This is a genomic window from Serratia sp. N21D137 (genome assembly GCF_047530005.1).
In the GTDB taxonomy this organism is placed as follows: domain Bacteria; phylum Pseudomonadota; class Gammaproteobacteria; order Enterobacterales; family Enterobacteriaceae; genus Chania; species Chania fonticola_B.
This window is the reverse complement of record NZ_JBLJAJ010000003.1, coordinates 20,286-43,454: the sequence shown is the minus strand read 5'-3', so window position 1 is coordinate 43,454 and position 23,169 is coordinate 20,286. Positions and strand designations below refer to the sequence as shown.

General features: G+C 53.1%; 22 protein-coding genes. 21 read left to right on the top strand and 1 reads right to left on the bottom strand.

The genetic code is table 11. The features are described from left to right. Window positions 1-13: 13 nt before the first annotated feature. Window positions 14-451 (bottom strand): prepilin peptidase-dependent pilin, encoded by a 438-nt coding sequence (gene ppdD / locus ACMV5H_RS03450; protein WP_059199749.1) that lies wholly within the window; start codon window positions 449-451, stop codon window positions 14-16. A 610-nt stretch (window positions 452-1,061) separates the two neighbouring features. On the opposite strand from ppdD, the gene ACMV5H_RS03445 reads away from it, so the two are divergent. The 21 genes from ACMV5H_RS03445 to ACMV5H_RS03345 all read left to right on the top strand — a co-directional run bounded on the left by ACMV5H_RS03445 (window position 1,062) and on the right by ACMV5H_RS03345 (window position 23,130). Further along, entirely contained in the window at window positions 1,062-1,250 is a 189-nt protein-coding gene (locus tag ACMV5H_RS03445) for a DUF4762 family protein (RefSeq protein WP_071926037.1), read from the top strand. Between the two features lie 265 nt (window positions 1,251-1,515). Then, window positions 1,516-2,190 carry a DsbA family protein gene (locus ACMV5H_RS03440; protein WP_059199750.1) on the top strand — a complete coding sequence of 225 codons (675 nt, stop codon included), beginning with the start codon at window positions 1,516-1,518 and terminating at the stop codon, window positions 2,188-2,190. Further along, the gene (locus ACMV5H_RS03435) at window positions 2,190-3,137 is read left to right on the top strand and encodes an ABC transporter (protein ID WP_414821466.1); all 948 of its coding nucleotides are present in this window, start codon (window positions 2,190-2,192) and stop codon (window positions 3,135-3,137) included. The genes ACMV5H_RS03440 and ACMV5H_RS03435 overlap by 1 nt, the downstream gene beginning before the upstream one ends. Window positions 3,138-3,161: 24 nt before the next feature. Continuing rightward, entirely contained in the window at window positions 3,162-5,297 is a 2,136-nt protein-coding gene (locus ACMV5H_RS03430; RefSeq protein ID WP_059199752.1) for a peptidase domain-containing ABC transporter, read from the top strand. Next, window positions 5,297-6,457, top strand: coding sequence for an efflux RND transporter periplasmic adaptor subunit (locus tag ACMV5H_RS03425; RefSeq protein WP_094982143.1), 1,161 nt, complete (start codon window positions 5,297-5,299; stop codon window positions 6,455-6,457). Before ACMV5H_RS03430 ends, ACMV5H_RS03425 begins: the two co-directional genes overlap by 1 nt. Continuing rightward, window positions 6,450-8,405 carry an ABC transporter permease gene (locus ACMV5H_RS03420; protein WP_414821465.1) on the top strand — a complete coding sequence of 652 codons (1,956 nt, stop codon included), beginning with the start codon at window positions 6,450-6,452 and terminating at the stop codon, window positions 8,403-8,405. Before ACMV5H_RS03425 ends, ACMV5H_RS03420 begins: the two co-directional genes overlap by 8 nt. After that, window positions 8,402-9,787: an efflux transporter outer membrane subunit gene (locus tag ACMV5H_RS03415; RefSeq protein WP_414821464.1), complete on the top strand. Its 1,386-nt coding sequence runs from the start codon at window positions 8,402-8,404 to the stop codon at window positions 9,785-9,787. The genes ACMV5H_RS03420 and ACMV5H_RS03415 overlap by 4 nt, the downstream gene beginning before the upstream one ends. A gap of 12 nt (window positions 9,788-9,799) precedes the next feature. Next, complete coding sequence (locus tag ACMV5H_RS03410; RefSeq protein WP_414821463.1) at window positions 9,800-11,050, top strand: beta-ketoacyl-[acyl-carrier-protein] synthase family protein; 1,251 nt, start codon at window positions 9,800-9,802, stop codon at window positions 11,048-11,050. Further along, window positions 11,047-11,856, top strand: coding sequence for a hypothetical protein (locus ACMV5H_RS03405; protein WP_414821462.1), 810 nt, complete (start codon window positions 11,047-11,049; stop codon window positions 11,854-11,856). The genes ACMV5H_RS03410 and ACMV5H_RS03405 overlap by 4 nt, the downstream gene beginning before the upstream one ends. Window positions 11,857-11,872: 16 nt before the next feature. Further along, window positions 11,873-12,121, top strand: a complete 249-nt coding sequence (locus ACMV5H_RS03400) for an acyl carrier protein (RefSeq protein WP_414821461.1) — start codon at window positions 11,873-11,875, stop codon at window positions 12,119-12,121. Between the two features lie 4 nt (window positions 12,122-12,125). After that, window positions 12,126-12,860 (top strand): SDR family oxidoreductase, encoded by a 735-nt coding sequence (locus tag ACMV5H_RS03395; RefSeq protein ID WP_094982141.1) that lies wholly within the window; start codon window positions 12,126-12,128, stop codon window positions 12,858-12,860. Between the two features lie 352 nt (window positions 12,861-13,212). Further along, window positions 13,213-13,773 carry a tyrosine-type DNA invertase gene (locus ACMV5H_RS03390; RefSeq protein WP_094982140.1) on the top strand — a complete coding sequence of 187 codons (561 nt, stop codon included), beginning with the start codon at window positions 13,213-13,215 and terminating at the stop codon, window positions 13,771-13,773. A 464-nt stretch (window positions 13,774-14,237) separates the two neighbouring features. Next, window positions 14,238-14,786, top strand: a complete 549-nt coding sequence (locus ACMV5H_RS03385; RefSeq protein ID WP_039995509.1) for a tyrosine-type DNA invertase — start codon at window positions 14,238-14,240, stop codon at window positions 14,784-14,786. Between the two features lie 498 nt (window positions 14,787-15,284). Beyond that, complete coding sequence (locus tag ACMV5H_RS03380; RefSeq protein ID WP_059199759.1) at window positions 15,285-15,818, top strand: fimbrial protein; 534 nt, start codon at window positions 15,285-15,287, stop codon at window positions 15,816-15,818. Between the two features lie 93 nt (window positions 15,819-15,911). Then, window positions 15,912-16,589, top strand: a complete 678-nt coding sequence (locus ACMV5H_RS03375) for a molecular chaperone (RefSeq protein WP_021179357.1) — start codon at window positions 15,912-15,914, stop codon at window positions 16,587-16,589. An 83-nt stretch (window positions 16,590-16,672) separates the two neighbouring features. After that, a complete protein-coding gene (locus tag ACMV5H_RS03370) occupies window positions 16,673-19,240 on the top strand; it encodes a fimbria/pilus outer membrane usher protein (protein ID WP_218519881.1) in 2,568 nt (855 codons plus the stop codon). Between the two features lie 6 nt (window positions 19,241-19,246). Further along, complete coding sequence (locus ACMV5H_RS03365) at window positions 19,247-20,275, top strand: fimbrial protein (protein WP_223537435.1); 1,029 nt, start codon at window positions 19,247-19,249, stop codon at window positions 20,273-20,275. Between the two features lie 71 nt (window positions 20,276-20,346). After that, complete coding sequence (locus ACMV5H_RS03360) at window positions 20,347-20,871, top strand: fimbrial protein (RefSeq protein WP_223537436.1); 525 nt, start codon at window positions 20,347-20,349, stop codon at window positions 20,869-20,871. A 175-nt stretch (window positions 20,872-21,046) separates the two neighbouring features. After that, window positions 21,047-21,739, top strand: a complete 693-nt coding sequence (locus ACMV5H_RS03355) for a response regulator transcription factor (protein WP_080661042.1) — start codon at window positions 21,047-21,049, stop codon at window positions 21,737-21,739. A gap of 9 nt (window positions 21,740-21,748) precedes the next feature. Continuing rightward, complete coding sequence (locus tag ACMV5H_RS03350; RefSeq protein WP_218519880.1) at window positions 21,749-22,450, top strand: helix-turn-helix transcriptional regulator; 702 nt, start codon at window positions 21,749-21,751, stop codon at window positions 22,448-22,450. Window positions 22,451-22,470: 20 nt separating this feature from the next. Then, window positions 22,471-23,130, top strand: coding sequence for a helix-turn-helix transcriptional regulator (locus ACMV5H_RS03345; protein WP_166734100.1), 660 nt, complete (start codon window positions 22,471-22,473; stop codon window positions 23,128-23,130). The last annotated feature ends 39 nt before the right edge of the window (window positions 23,131-23,169 follow it).

Sequence of the window (23,169 nt, the reverse complement as noted above, 5' to 3'; positions counted from 1 at the left end):
CGTCCCTCCTTTACTACTGCGCTGCATCATCAAAACGGAAAACTTCCTGGCAGGTTTCCTGCAGGCTGGAGTTACTACTGCTGCATTGGCGCGTCCAGCGCATCGGGCCGGTGGAGTCCATTGTGGGAGCCAGCGTCACCGTCAGGCCTTGCAGGCTCTGTGTGCCGACCAGGCTGATGGTTCCCCCGGTGACTTTGATACTGCTGACGTAACGTGTTGTCGCTCCTGCAGGGATCCCTTTGCTGCCAGCATCGCAGCCAGACGGGCCACCGCCTTCCAATGCGCACAATTCAACCGCCATTTTGTACGGCACCATGGCCTGCAACATATCGGTCATGGCGGCCTTCTGGATATAGCGCTGATAGGCGGGGATGCCAATGGCGCTGAGGATGGCGACGATGGCAATCACCACCATCAATTCGATTAGGCTAAAACCGCGTTGTGTTTCCATCTGTTGTTTCCTCCGTGTCATCAGGAGGCAACGTTAAAATGGCCAACGGCAGGTAGCGAGGGAGGAATGCGGATTATGCGTGGCTGTTCCACCACAATACGTCCGTGTTACGCGGCGTTGAAAAATAATGCGTAGTGCATCACAACCGGGAGGAAATGATGCCTGTTTGCGTATTACCTCATCCGCCAGAGCCGTTGACTAAGCTGGAAAGCGTCCGTTTTTTATCTAAAATTTTCCACTCACAAGGTATGATTATTCTTATGAGGTAAGAATGATCCTGTATTTGGCTTTTTTTAATTAATGCGATAACGATAGGGTTTAACCCTGTTTTTTAGAGTGTGGAACCTGTTTTTTCTAAGAATACTCCTTTATCAATAATTCCGTAATATAATTCTTATATAATATTTATCAATAAAAATACCATTGATCTGCTTTGGAGATCACGGTATCTTTGCCCTCGCCGTAACAGAGAAGTTAATAAATATCATCTATTCTGCGCTTTAATAAAGGCATGGGTTATCGTGCCTTTATATTGAGCGTAGATTTGTTCTATCGTTGATGATAGACATAACTAGGGCTATTTATTTCACTTTTATATAAGGATGATGTTGTGAAAAAATTAAACGTTTCTGAAGCTAGCACAATCGTTGGCGGCACTTGCAAAACCTGTAGCGTTGAGTATGTAAACATTACCCCAACTACTTGTAATGCGGTTACCACTTGTGTAGACAAAGATGGCAAGGTTGTTAGCGTTGACAGCAAGCCAGTTCCACTGAGCAGCTGCCCTGCCCAGCCATAATGTAAACATTGGTTCCCTGTCTGACAGGGACTGATGCCAGTGCTGGTGCGGTGAGGTTTATCGCATCAGCCTGTTTGATTCTCGTGCATTTTTAATGGACAGGGATGTGACTGCTGCAAGGATTATTGCAGCCTGCCTGACTAAAACAATCAATATCCCTCCGTTATTAAGTGCTAATCGATTTACCCTTATACATTAAGGTTTGTGATTATTCACATGCAACCTTGAAAGATATTGGGTATATGTAATTTAGGACGTAGCGCTCATGTTCAAGAAGCCCTTTTATCTTTTCGCCTATACCCTTTTGGTTATTATTATATCTTCGCTGATCACCACGGCTTATTTCCACTATTTTGTGCTGAATCAGAATGCCGGTCCTGAACAACAGGCTCTGACCATGGTCAGCGAGAGCGACGTTAAAACCAGCCCGATAAACACGGATAATACGATTATCGAGATCTTCTCTTACGGCTGCCACTATTGCGCCTTGAACGAAGAGAATGTTGCCAAGATGGAAGCGCGGATGCCCGCCGGGACTCAACTGGTCCGTGTGCATATCGCCAACCAAAACAATGATGGCCTGGCGAGCTTTGCCCCGTTGTTTGCCACGCTGACGGTGATGGGCATTGAACCACAGCACCGTGAGAGCGCTTATAACGCCATTATCAAAGGTAAAATTGATTTAAGTAACCCGGTCAATCGCGATAAATGGTTAACGAAAAACGGTATCGATCTTGATGCCTATAACAAGGCAAGCCAGACACCGCAGGTAGCAGAGCTACTGGACTATATGACCAAAGTATCCGGGCATTACAAAATCAGGGCGACCCCAACGTTTATCGTCAACAAAAAGTGGATGGCCGTGCAGGATCGCGATTTCCCTGAGTTTGCCGATCATCTGCTGTCATTGTTGCAGAATGATAAACCGCTGGAGAAATAATGCGTTTATTTGCCGTATGGATATATCTGACGTGGAGAGAGGCGCTCACAGGCATTGCTCGCGTTTTGTTGCCCTTGCGCAGGGCATACGGCAAGACGGTTTGTTGGCTGCTGCGCCATGGCAGCTACCGTTGGTTCCTTGGGCTGGCGGCACTGGGCCGCTGGCTGCGATTAGGTAACCGGGGAGATCGTCGGCGCGCCTTTGTGGCCGAGGCGAACAAGCAATCCCTGCTCGGGGCTGACTACCAAGGGAATTTTGCCCGCACCAGTCAGCGCCGCCGTTTACTGGAGCTGGCCGCAACCTACGGTCAGAGCCCTCAGGTCGCAGCTCAACTGGCTCGCTGCCAGGCAGAACTTAATGCGGTCGTCGAGCCTTTGCATCAGGCTGGGCACCCAGTGGTGCTGGCACCGCTGCATATGCTCTCTGACGTGCTGGCCGGTATGGTCGGTGCGGGGGTATTTCCGGGAAAGGCGACGGCCATTGTCTCCGTGAGCGTGGAGGTGTATCACGCCAAGGCGCGGGAATTAGGGGGCGTTAATCTGTCCTACTGCTCGATCCATGATGATAACCGTGAAATTGCCGGCAATCTGATGGGGGCGATTATGGAAGCGGCCGATCATCAACGCAATATCATGATTTTTCCGGATATCTCGCCGGATTACACCGTCAATACCAATACGGCGCAAACGGCAAAGCTCAGTTGTCGTCTGTTTGATCGCCCGGCCAATTTGCACAGCGGCGTGATCCGCATTGCCCGAGCGCTGTCGGCGCAGGTGGTGTTTTATTACCTGTATTACGACAAAGAGATAAAAATCCACATTGACCCGCCGATGCCGGCGCGCAGTGTGAAGGCCAGGCTGCCGGAAATTGTTGAGAGTTCGATCGTCCGCCACCCCGAGGACTGGCTGTTATGGCACGCACATTCGTTATTTTTTATCAATGAATAAACCGGAAATTGAAGAAGTCAGATCATGGAAAAGATAATCCCGACGCTGGTCTTTCAAGGCGAAACGAATGAATGTGGGCTGGCCTGCATCGCCATGATGGCGGAAACCCAGGGGATTGATGTCTCGCTGGAAAGCCTGCGCGAACGCTATCCGGCCTCGCAGCATGGCACCTCGCTGGCCAGGCTGTGCGATATCATGGGCGAATTGGCGATGCCCGCTTATCCCGTGGCTTTTGAGCATGACGAACTGGCAGAACTGCCGCTGCCCGCCATTTTGCATTATGGCGCCAGCCATTACGTGGTGCTGGCCTACCGTAAAGGCAACCATGTCTGCGTAATGAATCCGGGTATCGGCCAACAACTCCTGCCTATCGATGCGCTAAAGCTGGACATCAGCGGTTTTGCGCTGGTGCTGGACAATGAAACCCAGCCCGATCCGCAGGCGCTGGCCAACGTGCAGCGCAGTAAGCGCTTTCGCATGTTCGACACCATGAGTCTGAAAGAAACGGCACGTATCCCCGGCATTTACCGGTTGATGATACTGGCGTTTCTAATCTCGTTAACCCTGTTTATCATGCCGACGATGGTCAGTAGCGCCATCAACCAGGTCTTTTCCTCTGCGGGAAAAACAGATTTCCCCTATTTTTACTTCCTGCTGGCGTTTGTCGTTTCGACCACGTTGGCCTTCGGCGTGCGCTGGATCACCGAGCGATTTATTAAACGCTTTGTGGTGGTCAACAGCGTGGCGGGCTTCTCGCGCTTGCTGAGTAACTCGCTGAACTTCTTTGATAAACGTGCACCAGGTGACGTGTTTAGCCGCTTTGCCAGTTGGCAGATGGCCTCGGGCATTAAAATCGAGCTGGATAACGGCCTGCGTACCGACTGGATCATCGGTGCCATCGCGCTAGCGGTGATGTGCTACATGAGTCCACTGCTGGCCATGGTGTCTGGTATCAGTGTCACCCTGATGGGGCTGGTTAGCATCTGGGCCATCTATCGTGACCGCTATTTTACCCAGCAAATGCAGGTCAAAACGGCCGATCAGAGCGACTTTATCCTGGAGAGCATTCAAGGGTTCGCCACCATCAAGTCTGCTGGGCTCGATAGTCAACGCAAGGGCCTGTTTGCCAAATATGCCCTGGCGCTGTTTACCTGCCGCCAGCAACAGAGAATGTACGAGCAGGTCAAAAGCAGCCTGTATCAGTTGATAGGCAGCCTGGAGATGGTGCTGTTTATGTTCCTGGCGCTGCCGTTGTTGAAAAACGAAACTATCACGCTCGGGGAGTTCTTTGCCTATAGCTTTGTGCGTGAAATTTTCACCTCTTACATCACCAAAATTTTCTATTCCATCCTGCAAAAGAATCAGCTGAACGTGATTGATACCCGCGCGCGGGATCTGTTTCCGTCACGTTCTGCACCGGAGCCAGGCAATGATGCGGTCCCTGCGCCCATCCCGTCGTTCACCTCGCTGCTGCGTTATCACCATATTGCCTTTGCCTATGACGCCCAGCAACCGGTGCTGCACGATCTTTCGCTGTCGCTCACGCCGGGCCAAAGCATTGCCATTATCGGTGAATCTGGCGCGGGTAAAAGCACCTTGCTGAAGGTGATGACCGGCCTGATGCCACCACAGCAAGGGGACGTCATGGTGGATGGTCAGCCGCTCGATTATCAGCAGGTGCATGCGCTGTTCTTCCTGCAAAGCCAGGAGGACATCTTGTTCAATGCCACGGTGTTGGAAAACATCACGCTGTTTGATGAGAACTTTAATGAGCAAAAGCATCGGCAGATTGAGCGCTCGCTGGAGGGGCTGAATCTTGCCCCGGTGATCGAGAAATTGCCGGGCGGCCTGAATGCCCTGATCCGTGAAAGCCATGCTGGGCTGTCTCAGGGGCAACGCCAACGTCTACTGTTGGCTCGGGCCATGTACAGCGATCGCCCGGTGCTGGTGCTTGATGAACCTACGGCCAATCTGGATGAAGAAACGGCGCATCAGGTGATGGCCACCTTGCTGGCGCATTGTCGCGAACGGCATAAAACGTTGATCACCGTGACGCACAGCGAGAGCGTATTACCGATGTTTGATCGGGTGTTCCGCGTGAGCAATGGCCATGTGGCCAGCGTCGAAACATCTCCGACACTGACTACGGCGGTGTGCTGATGAAGCTGAAGATGTTTGGCAAGGCTCGCCGTCTGGTAATGCTCGCCTTGCTGTGCCTGGTGGCCTTGATCGGCGCGATCGTCTGGTACGTCTCGACACCAGCGCAGGATCATACCTATGACACCGAAGAGATCACCCGTGGCGATATCGAAAAAACCGTGCTTGCCACCGGCATTCTTAAACCGGCACTGCAGGTCAGCGTTGGTGCCCAGGTTAACGGACAATTGCAAAAGCTGTATGTGAAGCAGGGCGATCGTGTCACCCGCGGGCAACTGCTGGCGGAAATCGACCCGACCTTGCAACAAAACGCACTGCGTAAATCTGAGGCAGCCCTGCAAAGTGCCGAAGCACAAAAACAAGTCACCCAGGCAACGCTTAAACAGTATCAACAGGAACTGAAGCGTCAGCAAAAGCTGGATCGTGATGGTTCTGGGGTGAAAAGCGAATTGGAAAAGGCGCAGGCGCAGTTCCAAACCCAGGTTGCCCAGTTGAAGGTCAACGATGCGCAGATCGTCCAGGCGCAGATGGAGCTGGAAACCGCCAAGGCCAATCTGGGCTTTACCCGCATCGTTGCGCCGATCGACGGTGAAGTGCTGGGGATCGTCACCAAGGAAGGGCAGACCATCGTATCGTCACAGACCGTCCCGACCATTCTGGTGCTGGCGGATGTGGATACCATGACGGTACACACCCGTATTTCAGAGACCGATATCCTGAAGGTACGCGTGGGGCAACCGCTGTGGTTCTACGTGGTGGCCGATCCCAAGCAGCGTTACGAAAGCGTGATGGGCTCGATCCAGGAAGCGCCAAGCGACGCTTTGCGGGAAGATAACCCGTCCAGTTCCTCTAATCAGCAAGCCTCGGCGGTGTATTACAGTGGGGTATTTGCCATTGCCAACAGCAAACGTCTGCTGCGTACCTCTATGACCGCTCAGGTATTTATCATTACCGAGCAGGCGAAGAACGCCCTGCGTGTCCCGGTGGCCGCCTTTGGTGAACAACAGGGTAAAGATCGTTATCAGGTGCAGGTGATGAACGGCAAACAGCTTGAATCACGATGGGTTCGCATCGGCTTGAACGACCGCCAGTTTGCCGAAGTGAAAGAAGGACTGAAAGAGGGCGACCGCGTGGTGTTGATGGGGAGCGCTAGCAATGGTTAAGCCAACCCCTGCGCTGATTTCACTGAGCGGGATCTCACGTCATTTTGTCTCCGGGTTGCAGACGGTAGCGGTGCTGAAAAATGTCTCCCTATCCATCCAGCCTGGCGAGATGGTGGCGATCGTGGGGGCGTCCGGCTCGGGGAAATCCACGCTGATGAATATCATCGGCTGCCTGGATAAGCCAACCGAGGGGGAGATGCAGATCAAGGGGATCTCCACCCAACTCGCCAGCAGTGAGCAGTTGGCCCAATTACGCAGCCAGTACATCGGGTTTATTTTCCAACGCTATCACCTGATGCCGTACCTGAGCGCCAGCGAAAACGTCGCCATTCCTGCCCTGTATACCGCCATGCCAGCGGCGGAGCGTCAGACGAGGGCTGAATACCTGCTTACCCGGCTTGGGTTGCAACAGCGGATGAACTACAAACCGGCGCAGCTCTCCGGCGGGCAACAGCAGCGCGTCAGTATTGCCCGAGCGTTGATGAACGGGGCCGAAATCATTCTGGCCGATGAACCGACGGGGGCGCTCGATCGCGCCAGTGGGCAGGAGTTAATGGAGATTCTGCACTCTCTGCATCGCTCGGGGCACACCATCATTATCGTCACTCACGATCGGGATGTCGCCAATCAGGCGCAGCGTATTATCGAAATCAGCGACGGTGAAATTATTGCCGATCGGTGCAATGAAGCGGTTGCGCCACTGGAAACCCGTCCCGTATTGCCGGTGGTTGCTGCTACTGGGCGTAACCCGTTCTGGCAGAGCGTGCAAGAGGCGATCAAGATGGCCTGGCGTGCGCTGATGGGGCACCGTGCCAGAGCCTTCCTGTCGATGCTGGGCATCATTATCGGCGTCTCCTCCGTGGTGTCGTCGATGGCGGTGGGTGAGGGTGCAAGGCAAAATATTCTCAGGGAGATCGGCCAACTGGGCAACAGTACGTTGGAAATCCGCCCTGGTGAAGGGAGAGGGAAAGTGCGCCCTGACTTTGCGCGCGCATTGAAGGTTTCCGATGTAGAACTGTTGGCTCGCCAGCCTTATGTCGACAGTGTATCGCCAGTGGTCAGCACAGCGGTTACCGCGGTGCGCGGTGGCAAAGAGGTTACGGTGGCGATTTCTGGCATCAGCAATGCCTATTTCCGCGTGCAGGGCCTGCATTTTATCTCTGGTAACGGTTTTACCCAGCGCGATCTGGACGAGCGGGAACCGGTGGTAATTATTGATCCGGAATTACGCGATACGCTGTTTGAAACGGATGAAACACCAGAAGGGGAAATCATCCAGCTTGGCGGTACGCCTTACCGGGTGATCGGCGTTGCCGAACGTAAAGGCGGCAAATTCAGCGGCATGATGCTGGGCGCCTGGATGCCCTATACCGCGCTGCTGGAGCGTATGTCCGGTGATATGCCGATCGAGTCCATGACCTTGCGTGTACGTGACGGGCTTTCACCGAATGAGGTTCAGGGACGCGTGGAAAAACTAGTAGAACAGGCTCATGGCCAGCGTGACTTTTACACCCAGACCAACGATCAGATGACGCAGGCCATCCGCAAGGCGTCGGATTCGATGAATCTGTTGATCACCGCTATTGCCGGGATTTCACTGCTGGTGGGAGGCGTTGGTGTGATGAACATCATGCTGGTGTCGGTCACCGAGCGTACCCACGAGATTGGCATTCGTCTTTCGGTCGGTGCGCGGCCAGCGGACATTATGCGCCAGTTCCTGATTGAGGCAATGGTGATCTGCTCGCTTGGCGGGCTGATCGGCATTATTGGCTCCGGGTTGGCCGGGATGATCTTCTCGTGGGTAACCAAAGAGTTCACCATGATCTTTACCTGGCCACCGTTGGTACTTGCCTGCGGGTTCTCTGCACTGATCGGCCTGGGTTTTGGCTTCTTCCCGGCGCGCAATGCGGCACGTCTTCATCCCACGGAGGCGCTGGCACGCGAATGACGAACAACAAACTTTCTCTGGTGATGCTGTTGCCCCTGCTGCTGAGCGGTTGTGGCTCGTTGACGAAAAGCGACTATCAGCGGCCAATGTTGTCGGTGCCCGCTGAGTGGCGAGTGCAGGATACCGGTTCTGGCTATCTGCAACACACTGACCACTGGTGGGATAACTTCGCGGATCCACAGCTCTCGATGCTGATCGGACGCGCGCTGACCAGCAACAACGATCTGGCCATCGCGGGCATACAGCTCCAGCAGGCCCGATTGGCGGCCGGGTTAACCGATACCAACTTAACGCCTGATGTTTCAGTTAAGGGTAACGCCAACAACAGTAAGAACCTGCGTAGCAATACCACCCCGACGGAGTCTTACAGCACGACGTTGTCGCTGAGCTATGAGCTGGATCTGTGGGGGAAATTGGCACGTGCCAGAGAACAGGCGCAGTGGCAGGCTGAAGCCACGGAGCAGGATCGGCAAAACACCGCGCTAACGCTGATCGGCAATACGGCGCAGTATTATTGGCAGATCGCCAACCTTAACCAGAAGATAAAACAGCAGAAAGCGGGCCTGGAAATCAGCCAGCAGACGCTGGCACTGGTGCAGTCACGTTATGCTTCCGGTGCTGCCGGACAGCTCGATCTGTTACAGGCGAAACAGTCGTTGCTTAATCGCGAGAACACCTATCGCACGTTGCAACAGCAGCGGGAAGAGAACCGTAATGCGCTGGCGATCCTGTTTAACCGTTCGCCCACCGATCGCCAGGCAGAGCGCAGCTCGCTGGACATCAATCAGGATGTGCCAATTGCCAAAGTGCTGCCGGTTGAGGTCATTGCCCGCCGTCCAGACGTGAAGGCGGCGGAAGGGCGTTTGCGAGCAGCCCTGGCCGGTTCGGATGTGGAGCGTTTAAGCTTCTATCCATCGCTGTCACTGGCTGCGTCACTCGGCTCTGCCAGCAGCATTTTCTCTCAATGGTTCAGCAATCCTGTCAGGACGCTGGGAGCCAACGCTGCGCTGCCGTTTGTGCAGTGGAACACGGTGCAATTGACCATTGAGAAATCCAATCTTGACGTCAAACAGGCGGCGATCGTCTTCCGCAGCAAGGTTTATAGCGCGCTGTCCGACGTGGATAACGCCATGTCGCAACGGCTCAGCTATCAACAGCAAAAAATCAATCAGCAACAGAATCTGCAGCTTAGCCAGCAGCGGCTGGTATTGGCTAGAAGCCAGTACCAGGCGGGGGCGGTCTCTTTCCAGAGCTTGCTGGATGCCGAGGACGATTTGCTGACCATCGAAACCAATTTGTCAGATCTACAGTACAACTACCTCAATGCCACCATGAAACTGTGGCTGGCGTTGGGCGGCGGTGTGGAAAAAACGGTGATATAACAGGATGAAGTCATGAATAAAGATGCTTTGCCACGTCGCGTGGTGGTTACAGGTTTCGGTGCGGTCACACCATTAGGGATGAATGCCGAGCAAAGCTGGGCAGCGATCATGGATTATCAACTGGGCTATCGCCATGTCGATATGTCTGCCAAGGGGATCCAGTCACGTTTCTTCGGCGTGATCGACGATGAACCCAGCCTGAAGGGCGTCCCGGCGGCGATCCGCCGTCGTCTGCCACGTTTTGCCCGTCTTGCGCTGGGGGCGGCCCGCGAAGCGATGGAGATGGCCTTCCACGGTGAGAGCCCGGCGGCGTATTACGATCTGCTGGACTGCGGCACTATCATCGGCAGCGGCTGGGCGGGTCAGGATGAAACCCATCTTAACTACGAAGGCTATCTGCGTACGGGGTTGGGCTCACCGTTTGGCTGCTTCCTGTCCATGCCGAATGCGGCTACGGCAGCGTGCAGCCTGTTCTGGGGCCTGCGTGGTTATCAAAATAGCCCGATTGCCGCCTGCGCCACCGGAACGATCGCCATTGGTGATGCGGCCGAGGTGATCCGCAGCGGCCGTGCGTCGATGATGTTGGCCGGTGCCGGTGAGTCGTTGCGTACCGATGCAGCCGTGTGGAACATCGATATTCTGCGCGCCCTGGCAAGTGAACAGGACGATGCTAGCAAGGCCTGCAGCCCCTTTAGCCTCGATCGTAACGGCTTTGTGCTGTCTGAGGGAGCTGCCGTACTGTGTCTTGAAGAGCGCGAAGCCGCACTGGCGCGTGGGGCAACGATCTTTGGGGAGATCAAAGGCTACGGCAACTACTCCGATGCCTTTGATTTTACCGCGCCAGCGGAAGACAAGATTGCCCGGGTGAAAACCATCCAGCACGCGCTGTACCAGGCTGGGGTGACGGCGGAAGATATCGATTATATCAATGCCCATGGCACGTCCACGCCGCTCAACGATCTGAATGAGACCCAGGCAATCAAGCTGGCCTTTGGCGAGGCGGCCTACCGCACGCCGCTTTCCAGCACCAAGTCTTACTCTGGACACCTGATTGCGGCGGCGGGCAGTTTTGAGTCCATTATCTGCCTGCAGGCGTTGCAGCATCAGTTGATGCCAGCCACCTGTAACCTGAAAAATGCCGATCCGGAGTGCGATCTGGATTACATCAGTGAAGGGCACCGCCCGGCCAAATTGCAGAACATCCTGAATCTGAGCTTCGGCTTCGGTGGTGCCAACGCGGCGCTGGTCATTGGGCAGGCATGAGCATGATCCTCAACTACACCCTGCGCGATGCCGAGGAGTGGGCCGCCTTTTCCGGTGACTACAACCCGATCCACTTTGATCTGCAACACGTCCGCAAAATGGGGGCCGATCAATTGAGCGTTCACGGGATGCGGGCAATGCTGGATATGAAACGTCTGTTGAGTGCGGCGCTGCTTGCAAGCCCGCCGGAACATGACTTTTATGTATTCAGTACCCGCATGCGTCGGCCGGTGCTGTGCCAGACGCCGTATGACTTGCTGATTGGGGCTAACGGCAAACAGATCACCGGCGAGTTGTTGGATTGCGCGACGCAGAAAAACTGCTTCAATAGCAAGCTGGCTGCGGGCCGCCCGTTGGAACTGGCGGCTTGCAATCACGAACATGCGCTGACCGTGGCCGAGGTGATGGCGCTTTGCCAGCCCTTCCCGGGGCAGGCATTGGAAGCCACGCAGGCGTGGAGTTTTTTCGATGCCCTGCTGTTCCAACTGTTGGTCAAGTCTCCGGAAACGTTGGCGGCGCTAGCCACCGCATTACCTGAACTCCGGGCCGCCACGTTGATCGACGTGTTTGCCCAGATCCCGGTGGTGCAAACGCACCATGAAACTCACTTCAGCGCCCGTTTGTTTACCCCCACGGCGCTGTTTGAATCCGAAGATCGGTTGTATTACCACATCCAGCCGATGCTGATTATTGGGGATAGAAGCAACGGGTTTGTGCTACGTGCGGTGATCGAGGCCAGAACGCAGCAGTATCCGTTGCTCGTCACCTCGGTGACCTTAAAAACATGGCCATTGGCCGACAATTAACTACAGGGATTTCATCATGGAAAAGTATCAACAGGTTTATTACACCGTCACTGAAATGATTTGCGATGCCAAAGATCTCGAAATGAGCGATCTGTCGCCAGAGATGCCGCTGCATCAGTTGAAGCTGGACAGCCTGGACTATGTGGAGTTGATGGTGTTGGCCAAACGTGAGTTTGGGGCCACGCTGACTGCCGAAATGTTCATCGACAAGCCGAATATGACGCTGGGTGAACTGTGTCAAAGCCTGGTCGACGCGCAACAGTGATCCTATGACTAAACAATGGGTGTTAGTGACTGGCGGTAGCCGGGGGATTGGTCGGGCGTTGGTGGAGGAGTTGGCCAGGCAGTGGAACGTGGTGTTCACCTGCCGTAGTGGCTCTGAGGCGGAGTCGGCAGTTATAGAAGCTTGCGCGGGTTTGCCGGGGTTGGTGGAGAGCTGTGTCTGTGACGGCAGCGATGAGCAGGCAGTGGATGTTGTGGCTCCACAACTGCTGGCTCGCCTTGGCGCGCCTTTTGCGGTGATCCATAACGCCGGGATCACGCAGGATGGTTTGCATATCCAGCAAACCGGGGAGCGCTGGCGGCAGGTGATCGACACCAACCTCAACGCCATCTTCTACTGGAATCGGCACCTGTTGCCCGCCATGATGGCGCAGGGGGAAGGGGCGATGGTGCTGATGTCTTCGGTGACGGGCATCAAGGGCAACATCGGGCAAACGGCCTATGGGGCCAGTAAGGCGGCGATGATCGGCCTGGGGAAATCTCTGGCGCTGGAAGTGGCCCGTTTTGGTATCCGGGTGAACTGTCTGCTGCCCGGGATTATCGAAAGCGAGATGACGCAGGCCATTCCGCCGGAGGCGCTGAAGGCGCTGCGCAAGCAAATCCCTCTACGCCGCCTGGGCAAAGCCAGCGAAGTAGCGCGTACCACCGCGTTTCTCATCGGAGATGATAGCCGTTATATGACAGGCCAAAGCCTGATCCTTGACGGGGGTTTGACCGTCTAAGGTAAGCCTGATTAACTCTTCTATTGGGGTATCTCTGCATACCCCAAGCGTTTTCGATAACTCCCTATTTCCTTACTTCAGAGCATCTACGATCACCCCCTCCTTCTATCAAATGGTGAGTCTAGCTTACGGTTTGCGTGGTTAAATAAAGCACCGATGTTAGAATTGCCTGTTGAAAAAACAGACTGTCCCACACGTTATTACTACGATGTGAAATGAATTAATGGCACTAAACCCGCTGAAATTCGATTTATTCCACAAAGTTATGATGAGCATCAGGTTGTAGCTTGACCAGAATTTTCTTATGTCGTTAAATCCAATATCTGGAAAAATGTGTATAGGGAAATACCGCATGTCGGCTAACACCAATCGTAAGTTTTTGAGCATGGATGAAGTACAGCGTTTACTTGATGCAATTCCTGAGCATAAGAATACCGTCCGCGATAAATGTATGTTGCTGGTTTGCTTCATTCATGGATTGCGCGTCTCCGAACTCTGTAATCTGCGCCTGCAAGATTTGGATTTACTTAGCAAAAAATTGTACGTTAATCGCCTGAAAAATGGCTTTTCTGTCCAACATCCGATCCAGCCGCGTGAGCACTCCGCTCTGGTCAGTTGGCTGGCTCTGCGCCCGCAATATCTTGAAGCAGACAGTGATTTTCTGTTTCTTTCACGCCAGGGGGGGCGGCTTTCTCGCCAGCAGATGCATCGCCTGTTTCGCGAGTATGGTGAACTTGCTGGACTGAATGTCCCCGTGCATCCGCATATGTTACGCCACGCCTGTGGCTATGCGCTGGCTGATGGCGGCATCGATACTCGCTTAATCCAGGATTATCTGGGCCATAAAAATATACAGAATACGGTAATTTATACAGCCAGTAACGCGGGGCGTTTTCGTTCGATCAGAATATAATTAAAATCTGCTTGAAAAGCAGTTTATTTAATTCATCTATAATAGTTAGACTCATCCAATCTAGGTTGAGTCTACTATCGTATATATAGCCACCTCTAACCTATTATGCAGTCATGGATAAGAATGTTATGAAGATATAATATATCAATCCAGCGTTGGCTTCTGCACTCATTATTGATAGAGCATTTCATTACATTGAGAATGAGTTTTTTCGGATTTATCTCACACTTAAGAAAGAATAACCCTTTAAATCATAGATCATTGGCTTTTCTATGGCGTTTCTTTTTTTTTGTCGGATATCCTTAGCAATTCCATGGCTGTTGTCTTTTTTCCTCTCCGCTATACTGATTCTGGGATAGGTTGAAGCTGTAGCAACTCTTGCATCAGCGATCCTATGAATCTTGTAGGTATGTAAAAGGATGAATAGCCCTGCACATTTTTTAGTAAAGTCACAGTGAGGCACTATGAATAATCGCAAGCATCTGACTCCTTCCGAAGTTGCGCGTCTGCTAGGAGCTACTCAGCATGGTAAACATGCCGAACGCGATTACTGTTTGATTTGGATGTGTTTTATCCACGGATGTCGCGTCAGTGAGATCAACCGCTGGCGCCTTTCCGATATCGATTTGGAGGGTAAAAGCATTTATATCCATCGCCTGAAAAACGGCTTTTCCACCATTCATCCTTTATATGCCCAAGAACATAAAGCGTTACGCGCCTGGTTAAAGGTCAGACGTACTTATCGAGGCGCCGACAGCGACTGGTTATTCCTTTCCGAGAAAGGGAATCATCTATCCCGCCAGCGTATCTATTGGTTAATGCGTAATTACAGCGAGTTGGCTGGTCTGGAGGTTAACGCCCATCCTCACATGCTGCGACATGGTTGTGGATTCGCGCTGGCCGACCGCGGGATAGATACTCGGTTGATTCAGGATTTTCTTGGGCATAAGAATATTCAGCACACCGTACTTTATACGGCCAGCAACGCGCGGAGATTTAAAGAAGTCTGGTAAACAAATGTAATGATTTAATTCACCCGGTACACTTTGAACTAAACTGTCACGCACTCTAGGGATTATCTTTTCGCGAGTCAACAAATTTGTTGTAGGTACATTCTTAATTTTAAAATAACAATATATATCAATGATTTGTGTTTATTTCTAGCCAGTTATTCATTATTGACCTTCCCCAATAGTGGCTGTTCAAGCCCACTTCTGATGGTTCTATAAAATCCCCCCTCGATACCAAGCATAGCTTTAATTTTTTACTATTGTTTATTAATTGATCACCTATTGGAATTTAATGCTGTTTAAGTGTGATATTTAGCATAAATAATTGGACGGTACACTTTAGTTCAAAATGACTCGTCGGTGCGATAAGGCTTAACGGCTTGATGGGTTATTTAACGGGAGAGGTTCTCGCTTGGAGCTAAATAAACAGGGAACGACATAAGGCTATGTCAATTAATTTTGCTATGCACATGGGTGCATTACATTAAAGGAAAGTGTTGTATGAAAAAGAATCTGATTGCTGTTGCCGTATTGGCCTCCTCTGTGTTTGCCGTTACCGCTGCTGCCGCTGCTGATGGTCAAGTCGATTTCGTTGGTAAAATCACCGATGACGCTTGTGTTGTGACTAACAACCCAAGCAGCCCACTGCAGGTGAATCTGGGTGAAGTCGCCACCACTTCCTTCAACGTGGGTGGCGTTCCGACTGCGGGTGTTAAATCTTCTGCAACCAATTTCACCATCAAATTGACAGGTTGCCCGGCTGCGGCAACTCAAGCTTCAGTCAAATTTGACGGTATCGCTGTATCTGGTGACAACACCGTTCTGGCACTGACTGCTGGTGGCGCAACGGGTGTTGGTATTCAGCTGAGCGATGACGCTAATGCTGTGGTTCCATTGTTTACCGCATCTAAATCATATCCACTGGTTGTGGGTAACAACGATCTGAACTTCGTTGCACGCTATATCTCTACCTCCGCCACCATCACTTCTGGTGTTGCGAACTCCACCGCTAGCTTCACCCTTAACTACAACTAAGACTTTACCAATTCGACGTAGAGATTAGTTGTTCTGATTTCAGGCCGGCGGTAGTTGAGCTGGCCTTTATGTCTCATTTCACGGGGTGTTTGTATGAAATTTATTCCTGCCACGGTGCTGACGAGCTTGCTGATGATGAGCTGTGCTGCTCAGGCCGGTGTGGTTGTGGGCGGTACGCGCCTGATTTATGAAGGCGGTAAAAAGGAGTCTTCACTGAGCGTCAGTAACCCGGACAAGGGGCCGTACCTCATCCAGACCTGGGTAGAGACCACCGCAGGTGGCGCTGAGAAAGCCCCCTTTGTGGTGACCCCACCGCTGTTCCGCCTGGATGGCGACCAGAAAAACGTCCTGCGCGTGGTGCGTGCCGGGGGCAATCTGCCCTCAGATAAAGAATCGTTGTATTGGATGAACATCAAGTCCATCCCCGCAGCCAGCAAAGCTGAAGTCCGCAATACGCTGCAAATTGCAGTGAAGACGCGCATCAAGCTGATTTACCGCCCGGAGGGCATCAAAGGCACGCCGGAGCAAGTCACAGAGAAACTGACCTGGCAACGCAGTGGTAATCACCTGCAGGTGAACAACCCGACGCCGTTTTATATGAACTTCTATGAGGTGAAGGTTGCAGGCAAGAAATTGAGCGATGTGACCTATGTGGCTCCGATGAGTACGGCAAGCTTTGCACTGCCAACCGGAGTGAGCGGCGGCCCGCTCAGTTGGAAAATTATCAATGATTACGGGGCGGTAAGCAAAGAGCAACTCGCGTCGTTATAGCCTTCAGAGAGCAGGGATCCCCACAGGCTGTGGGGCACAGGACACAGGGGTAGTTTCACCCTGTAGGCAATGGAGTCAAACGGATGAATAATTATAAAAGCCAGGCCGGGCACTCGCCGCGCGTCAGCCGGTTGGCGTATTTGATCGCTACCCAGCTGGCATTGATGGGAACCCTATCTTTTAGCGTACAGGCGCGTGACTATTTTAACCCTGCACTGCTGCAAATGGATAACCCAAACCAGGGCGCAACAGATTTAACGGTTTTTGAAGAAGGCATAGGTCAGGCACCGGGCACCTATCGGGTCGATATCTATCTCAATAACGAACAGCAGGACACACGAGATGTGACGTTCAGTATGCAAAAAGGGGATGATGGCAAAGAGCATCTGCAACCTTGTCTGAGCGTAGAGCAACTTAATGCCTTGGGGGTGAAAACCGATTTATTCCCAGGGCTCGGTGATGCCAAGTCACAATGCGCCAACATCAGTGCCATTCCCCAGGCCAGCGCCAAGTTCCGTTTCAGCGAACAGCAATTACTGATCAGTATTCCTCAGGCAGCCCTCTCACAGAAAGCGCGTGGTTACGTTCCTGAAAGCCAATGGGATCAAGGTATCCCGGCATTGCTGCTCAACTACAGCATGAGCGGAGCCAACACTTATGCACGCAATGGGAATAACCAAGACAGCAACAGCCAGTTCGTCAACCTGCGGCCGGGTGTCAACCTCGGGGCGTGGCGGTTGCGTAACTACACGACCTGGAGCCGAAGCAGTGACGGCCAGGATAAATGGGACACCATCTATACCTATGCCCAGCGTGACATTATCGCGCTGAAAAGTCAGATGACGCTGGGGGATAGCAGTTCGCCTTCGGACGTGTTCGACAGCGTACCGTTCCGTGGTGGGCAGTTGGCCTCTGACGACGAAATGATACCGGACAGCCTGAAGGGCTATGCGCCAATGGTACGGGGTATTGCACGAACCAATGCGCAGGTGACTATCCGCCAGAACGGTTATGTGATTTACCAGACCTACGTGGCGCCAGGTGCGTTTGAAATCAACGATATGTTCCCTACCGGGGGCAGCGGCGACCTGCTGGTGACCATTAAGGAAGCCGACGGTAGCCAACAGCAGATGGTGGTGCCGTTTGCCTCGCTGCCCGTGCTGCAGCGTCAAGGTCGTTTGAAGTACTCGCTCACCAGCGGGCAGTACCGTTCTTATGACAACAGCATAGACAAGACCCTGTTTAGCCAGGGTACAGCGATTTATGGTTTACCCAATGGCTTTACCGCCTACGGCGGTGGCCAGTTTGCCAGTAAGTACCAGTCTGTGGCCTTGGGGCTGGGCAAGAACATGGGTGACATCGGTGCCATATCGGCAGACGTGACCCAGGCATGGTCTACGATGCAAGACCAACCTAAGACCGATGGCCAATCATGGCGAGTTCGTTACAGCAAGAACCTGGTACAGACGGGTACCAACTTCTCGATTGCCGGATACCGTTACTCAACGGCGGGCTACTACAGTTTGCAGGAAGTATTGGACACCTACCGTGACGGTAGTAGTTACCGGCTCACCGACCGCAAGCGCAACCGCAGCGAGTTGACCATCAGCCAGAACCTGGGAGATGCGGCGGGAACCCTGTCATTAAACTGGGTCAGCGAAGATTACTGGAACAGCGATCGTACCTTACGCTCGATTGGTGTCGGCTATAACAACAGCTGGAACGGTATCAGCTACGGGTTGAGCTACAGCTATAACGAAAACTCGACGGCCAGTGGCAACAGCAGTGGCGCCATTTATGACCGCGATCAGATCTTTGCGCTTAACGTCAGCATGCCGCTGGATCGTTGGTTGAGCAGGACTTATGCCAGCTACAACCTGAACACCAGCCAGAAGGGGTCCACCAACAACTCCGTCGGTCTGAACGGTACGGCGTTAGCGGACAACAACCTGAGTTGGGGCGTACAGCAAAGCTATGGCAACAAGGGCATCGGCAACGGCGGCAACCTGAATGCCGACTATCGCGGTACCTATGGGGAAGTGTTGGCGGGCTATGCCTACGATCGCAACAATCAACGACTGAACTACGGCCTGCAGGGCGGCATTATAGCGCACCAGGACGGGGTGACCTTCGGCCAGCCGTTGGGGGAAACCATTGCGCTGGTGAAAGCGCCAGGAGCTGGTGGCACGGGGGTTAACAACCAGACCGGGGTTAAAACCGACTGGCGTGGTTATGCCATCGTGCCGTACGTCAGTCCTTATCGCAAGAATCAGGTGCAGTTGAATACCGAGACTTTGGCGGATGACGTTGAGGTGGAGTTGACCTCTCAGAACGTGGTGCCAACCCGTGGTGCTGTAGTTCGAGCCAACTTCCAGGCCAACGTGGGCCAGCGAATACTGATGACTCTGTTACGCCAGGGCGGCGCACCGGTACCGTTCGGTGCCACGGTGAGCGATCCGGCACAGAAAACGGCACAGGGCTTTATCGTCGGGGACGGTGGCCAGGTTTATCTGACCGGGATGGCAGACAGCGGCAGCCTGAATGTGAAGTGGGGCAGCGGTTCAGACCAACAGTGTCAGGTGAGTTACTCACTGACAAAACAGACAACGGAAAGTGCTGGCATTCAGATGCTGAATGCGCAGTGCCGGTAAGGAACGATGATGAAGTTAATCAGGTTAGTTAAATTAACATTGGGCGGCCTGCTGTGCCTGTCTTCCGTATCAAGCTTTGCGGCAACCGGGTGGTGTACCACTGTACGCGGCACGCAGATATATAACTTCCCCTTTGTCAAACAGTACGACAATCCAGCGGACAACAAGGCTGGCATGTATTTTAATCGAACCTACCAGTGGAATTTAGCGGCGAATTACGCTGCCAACTGTGATTGTACCACCCCGGCCATAACCTACTATAAGGCAGTGGTACCGGGCAATCTGACAGCTACGCGGGACTTTGATGGATTACATTTTTATTCATTAAATAAATATCTGGAAGTGGCTACTGAATTATGGATTGGAGGGGAAAGGAGGGAACACGTAGCCACCCCATTCAACGACGAGGGCAATAAATTTGTCAGCGCCTGTTCGGGTGTAACGAACTGGATATCCGGTGCTAATGGCTATGTGTCTTTATACTTTACCCGGCCATTTGTGGGGCAGGTCGTCATCCCAAGCACTAAGATCCTGGACCTTTATGGCTCAAAAGTCAGTGGATCCTATGGCGGGATGCCGATGTCGTCTGTCTATATGAGCGGATCGGTAACGGTACCACAATCTTGTGAAATTAATGCCGGGCAGGTCATTAATGTCAAGTTTGGCAATATCATGTCAAATGACATCAAGGATCCCGGTGAAATTGCCAAGGGGTTTACCCCCAAAGTCGTTGATATGACGCTGGCCTGTAACAATATTTCTAACGGTGTTGTCGTCAGCTTATCCTTTAGTGGTGAGCCATCGGGGGGGGACCCAACCGCATTGAAGACGGACAATAATGATATCGGGGTTCGGGTACGTGACGCGAACGGTAATATCGTGCCGCCGGTCAATGGAAATCTGCCTGTCACCTTCGACTATTCATCACAAACTGGCACCAGCTCTATGAGTCTGGCACCGATGAACGTGACTGGCAATCCCCCGGCGATAGGGCAGTTTAATGCCGTGGCCACCATTAATGCAGAAATTAATTAAGTTTTTTTAACTCAAGGAAATCAGGCAGGAATTCCCTGCCTGAATACAGACGGGAACAGTAAGGAAACCTCATGAAAAAACAAACTCAACGTACGCTGCTGGCCTTATTGGTTTTGGGGACCGGTGTTAATCAGGCAGTGGCAGCTCCAACTCAAGTTAATATTACCGGCGTTGTGGTCGCTTCTCCCTGCACGGTAGATACCACCAACTCAGACTTGAACGTTGATCTGGGGACCAGTCAGGCGAAGGACCTGGCGACGGCAGGAAACACCTCCACGGCGAAGCCATTCAAGCTGATATTGAAGGACTGTCCAACTGCAACCACCAAGGTTACCGCCTCGTTCAGCGGTACGGCGGATACCGAGGCTGGCGGGCGTTACGCGACGACTAGCGGTACGGGGATGGCAGATAACGTGGCGGTAGAAGTGGCGCAAGATGTGTCCCCGTATACCTTGCAAAACCCGGGGTCTACCATGGAAACGACAGTGGTAGGAAACACGGCAACATTCGCATTGAGAGCCAGTGCTTATGCTAAAGGGGTGGTTACGCCGGGTAATATTGCTTCGGTAATGTCAGTCGACTTTTCCTATAACTGATGAGCCAAGTCAGTTATCGCGGCGGGTAAAACACGGTCAAGTTTAGACGGCCGGCGTTGGTTTCCCTGGCCGCTGTGTGTATTGGCGTAGCAAGCTTTAACATCGGCACCCGAGTCTATTTTGGGTGCCAGCACCTATCAGGACAAGCTGAGTCATTAATAACGGAACTATTATCATGATGACATCAACCGTATGGAACAACACACCCCTACCGAAAATGCAGACGGCATGCCGCATCGACCGGGTATTGCTCATGGATGCTTGCCCGATAACGCGTGCCGGGATCTGCTCTGCATTCCAGCCACCACAGTTTCAGATCATGGATTGTGTGCACGTAGAAAAGGTGTGCGATCTGCCAGTGGCGATGCAGCAAGGCAAGGTGGATGTGGTGATCACCGAACTCTGTGGCGAAGGTGAGTCGGTATTGGAGGGGCTGCGAATGATTAGCCATTTACGCCAGTACTGGGCACGGGTGCCGCTTATCGTCGCCACCTCTTTGCAGGAACCGCACCTGCTTGCACAGTTGAGAACGTTGAGGGTCAGCGGTATCTACCTTAAACAGGATCCCCTGTCATCACTGACACAAGGCGTTCTCTGCGCGATGGCGGGGTTGTCCAGTCTTAGCCCGTCGGCGGTGAACCTGATTGGCAATGGCGCGCCGTCATTATCGCTAACCGGACGTGAGATGGACGTACTGGAGTGCCTGTTTGCTGGCAGAACCGTGACCGACACGGCGCGGGTGCTAGCTCGGGATGTACGCACCATCAGCACCCATAAACGCCGTGCCATGATTAAGCTCGGTTTCCATAGTGATAGCGATCTCTATACCCGTGGAGATTACCTGGCGCGTAATGGATTACTGATCTAGGAGTCGCTCATGAATACGCCTTTATCGGTTGTCAAATTAGCCGTTGTTGCCCCTATCCCCTTGCTTCAGGCAGGGATGGCACATTTTATTCAGAACCTTGATCCCCCTATGCATCTGGTGGTGATGGTCTCTTCGCTTGAGCAATTGCTGGCGCAATGGGCGCCGCCACAGATTGACCTGTTGGCGGTGGTGCTCAGTGGCTCGCCGCAGGAGATTGCCCGCGACACGCAACAGTTGCTGATGCTCTCTGAACGTGCGCCCGCGCTGCGTATTGTGGTGTGCACCTATTGCCGGGACATTGCGTTGTTGACGCGATTGAATCTCCGGCCGCACATCAGCCTGCTTGCCCGCCAGGAGTCGCAGGAGCAGACTCGCCGTGATATGGCACAGGCGCTGACCGGTGCCAAGGTTTGTAGCCCCAGTATGGCCATGTACCTGCTGCACAGTGCCACTCCTGCGCAAGTGCAGGACAGCTTGGTGGTGTTGACGCAGGCGGAACATAAGGTACTGGAGTACTTGCAGCAAGGAATGAGCGTTTCTGACGTGGCTGATTTACTGCATCGCAGTGTCAAAACCATCAGCGCACATAAGTGCAATAGCATGCGCAAGTTGGGGGTTCGCAATGATGCGGAACTGTTCCAGCATTTACGCAGTCAGGTCACCGATGCGCCCTACAACGCGCCGAATTCCCCCTGGTATGTCGCGACATGATTAGCCAGAAGCGGTACCGGGTGGCAGTCGTTTCACCGTGCCGTTTCTTTCAGGCTGGGATCTGGCCGTTGCTCAATACCCACTCGCTATCGCGGGTCTGGCACTGCCAGAAAGCCGCTGAAGCGCAATGGTATCTGGATGAACAGCCGGTGGATGTGCTGGTTATGTCATTGCACGTTGGGCAACAGGCAGACTTATTGTCAGCCTTGCGCTTTATTCAGCAGGTGCGGATCTCTTTTCCCGGCGTTGCGCTGATGGCTATTCTGGATGACCCCATTCCTTATCTGGTGACTCGGTTGCGCCGTCTGGGGGTGAGACATATCGTGGATCTGGGACAACCGTTAGTCTTGTGGCATACGCATTTACGTCAGATTCTGTTGGGTGAGGATAGCCGGGCTGGCTGCACTTTACCGGGGTGTGATGAGGAAACGTTGTCTATGGGAGAGCGGCAGGTGGTCGAGTACCTGATACAGGGCATGACTCCCGCTGAAATTGCCGCGCTGACGAGGCGCAGTATCAAAACCATCTCCACACAGAAGGGCATAGCCATGCACAAGCTGGGGATCCGCCACTATGCCCAGCTTATCGCGATACAACGCGTCTTTACCGACAGTTGGCTGCCCCATGACGGAGTCCAGATGGTCGGGGAACTGACCCCAAGCCTTTGGTACTATTGCTGAGCTTATCAACGTGTTCGCTTGAATCCGCATTGGTAGATA

Bases quoted from the DNA above. Each gene is read 5' to 3' on its own strand.
- ppdD (WP_059199749.1), bottom strand. From the start codon at position 451: ATGGAAACACAACGCGGTTTTAGCCTAATCGAATTGATGGTGGTGATT.
- ACMV5H_RS03440 (WP_059199750.1), top strand. From the start codon at position 1,516: ATGTTCAAGAAGCCCTTTTATCTTTTCGCCTATACCCTTTTGGTTATT.
- ACMV5H_RS03435 (WP_414821466.1), top strand. From the start codon at position 2,190: ATGCGTTTATTTGCCGTATGGATATATCTGACGTGGAGAGAGGCGCTC.
- ACMV5H_RS03430 (WP_059199752.1), top strand. From the start codon at position 3,162: ATGGAAAAGATAATCCCGACGCTGGTCTTTCAAGGCGAAACGAATGAA.
- ACMV5H_RS03425 (WP_094982143.1), top strand. From the start codon at position 5,297: ATGAAGCTGAAGATGTTTGGCAAGGCTCGCCGTCTGGTAATGCTCGCC.
- ACMV5H_RS03420 (WP_414821465.1), top strand. From the start codon at position 6,450: ATGGTTAAGCCAACCCCTGCGCTGATTTCACTGAGCGGGATCTCACGT.
- ACMV5H_RS03415 (WP_414821464.1), top strand. From the start codon at position 8,402: ATGACGAACAACAAACTTTCTCTGGTGATGCTGTTGCCCCTGCTGCTG.
- ACMV5H_RS03410 (WP_414821463.1), top strand. From the start codon at position 9,800: ATGAATAAAGATGCTTTGCCACGTCGCGTGGTGGTTACAGGTTTCGGT.
- ACMV5H_RS03405 (WP_414821462.1), top strand. From the start codon at position 11,047: ATGAGCATGATCCTCAACTACACCCTGCGCGATGCCGAGGAGTGGGCC.
- ACMV5H_RS03400 (WP_414821461.1), top strand. From the start codon at position 11,873: ATGGAAAAGTATCAACAGGTTTATTACACCGTCACTGAAATGATTTGC.
- ACMV5H_RS03395 (WP_094982141.1), top strand. From the start codon at position 12,126: ATGACTAAACAATGGGTGTTAGTGACTGGCGGTAGCCGGGGGATTGGT.
- ACMV5H_RS03390 (WP_094982140.1), top strand. From the start codon at position 13,213: ATGTCGGCTAACACCAATCGTAAGTTTTTGAGCATGGATGAAGTACAG.
- ACMV5H_RS03385 (WP_039995509.1), top strand. From the start codon at position 14,238: ATGAATAATCGCAAGCATCTGACTCCTTCCGAAGTTGCGCGTCTGCTA.
- ACMV5H_RS03380 (WP_059199759.1), top strand. From the start codon at position 15,285: ATGAAAAAGAATCTGATTGCTGTTGCCGTATTGGCCTCCTCTGTGTTT.
- ACMV5H_RS03375 (WP_021179357.1), top strand. From the start codon at position 15,912: ATGAAATTTATTCCTGCCACGGTGCTGACGAGCTTGCTGATGATGAGC.
- ACMV5H_RS03370 (WP_218519881.1), top strand. From the start codon at position 16,673: ATGAATAATTATAAAAGCCAGGCCGGGCACTCGCCGCGCGTCAGCCGG.
- ACMV5H_RS03365 (WP_223537435.1), top strand. From the start codon at position 19,247: ATGATGAAGTTAATCAGGTTAGTTAAATTAACATTGGGCGGCCTGCTG.
- ACMV5H_RS03360 (WP_223537436.1), top strand. From the start codon at position 20,347: ATGAAAAAACAAACTCAACGTACGCTGCTGGCCTTATTGGTTTTGGGG.
- ACMV5H_RS03355 (WP_080661042.1), top strand. From the start codon at position 21,047: ATGATGACATCAACCGTATGGAACAACACACCCCTACCGAAAATGCAG.
- ACMV5H_RS03350 (WP_218519880.1), top strand. From the start codon at position 21,749: ATGAATACGCCTTTATCGGTTGTCAAATTAGCCGTTGTTGCCCCTATC.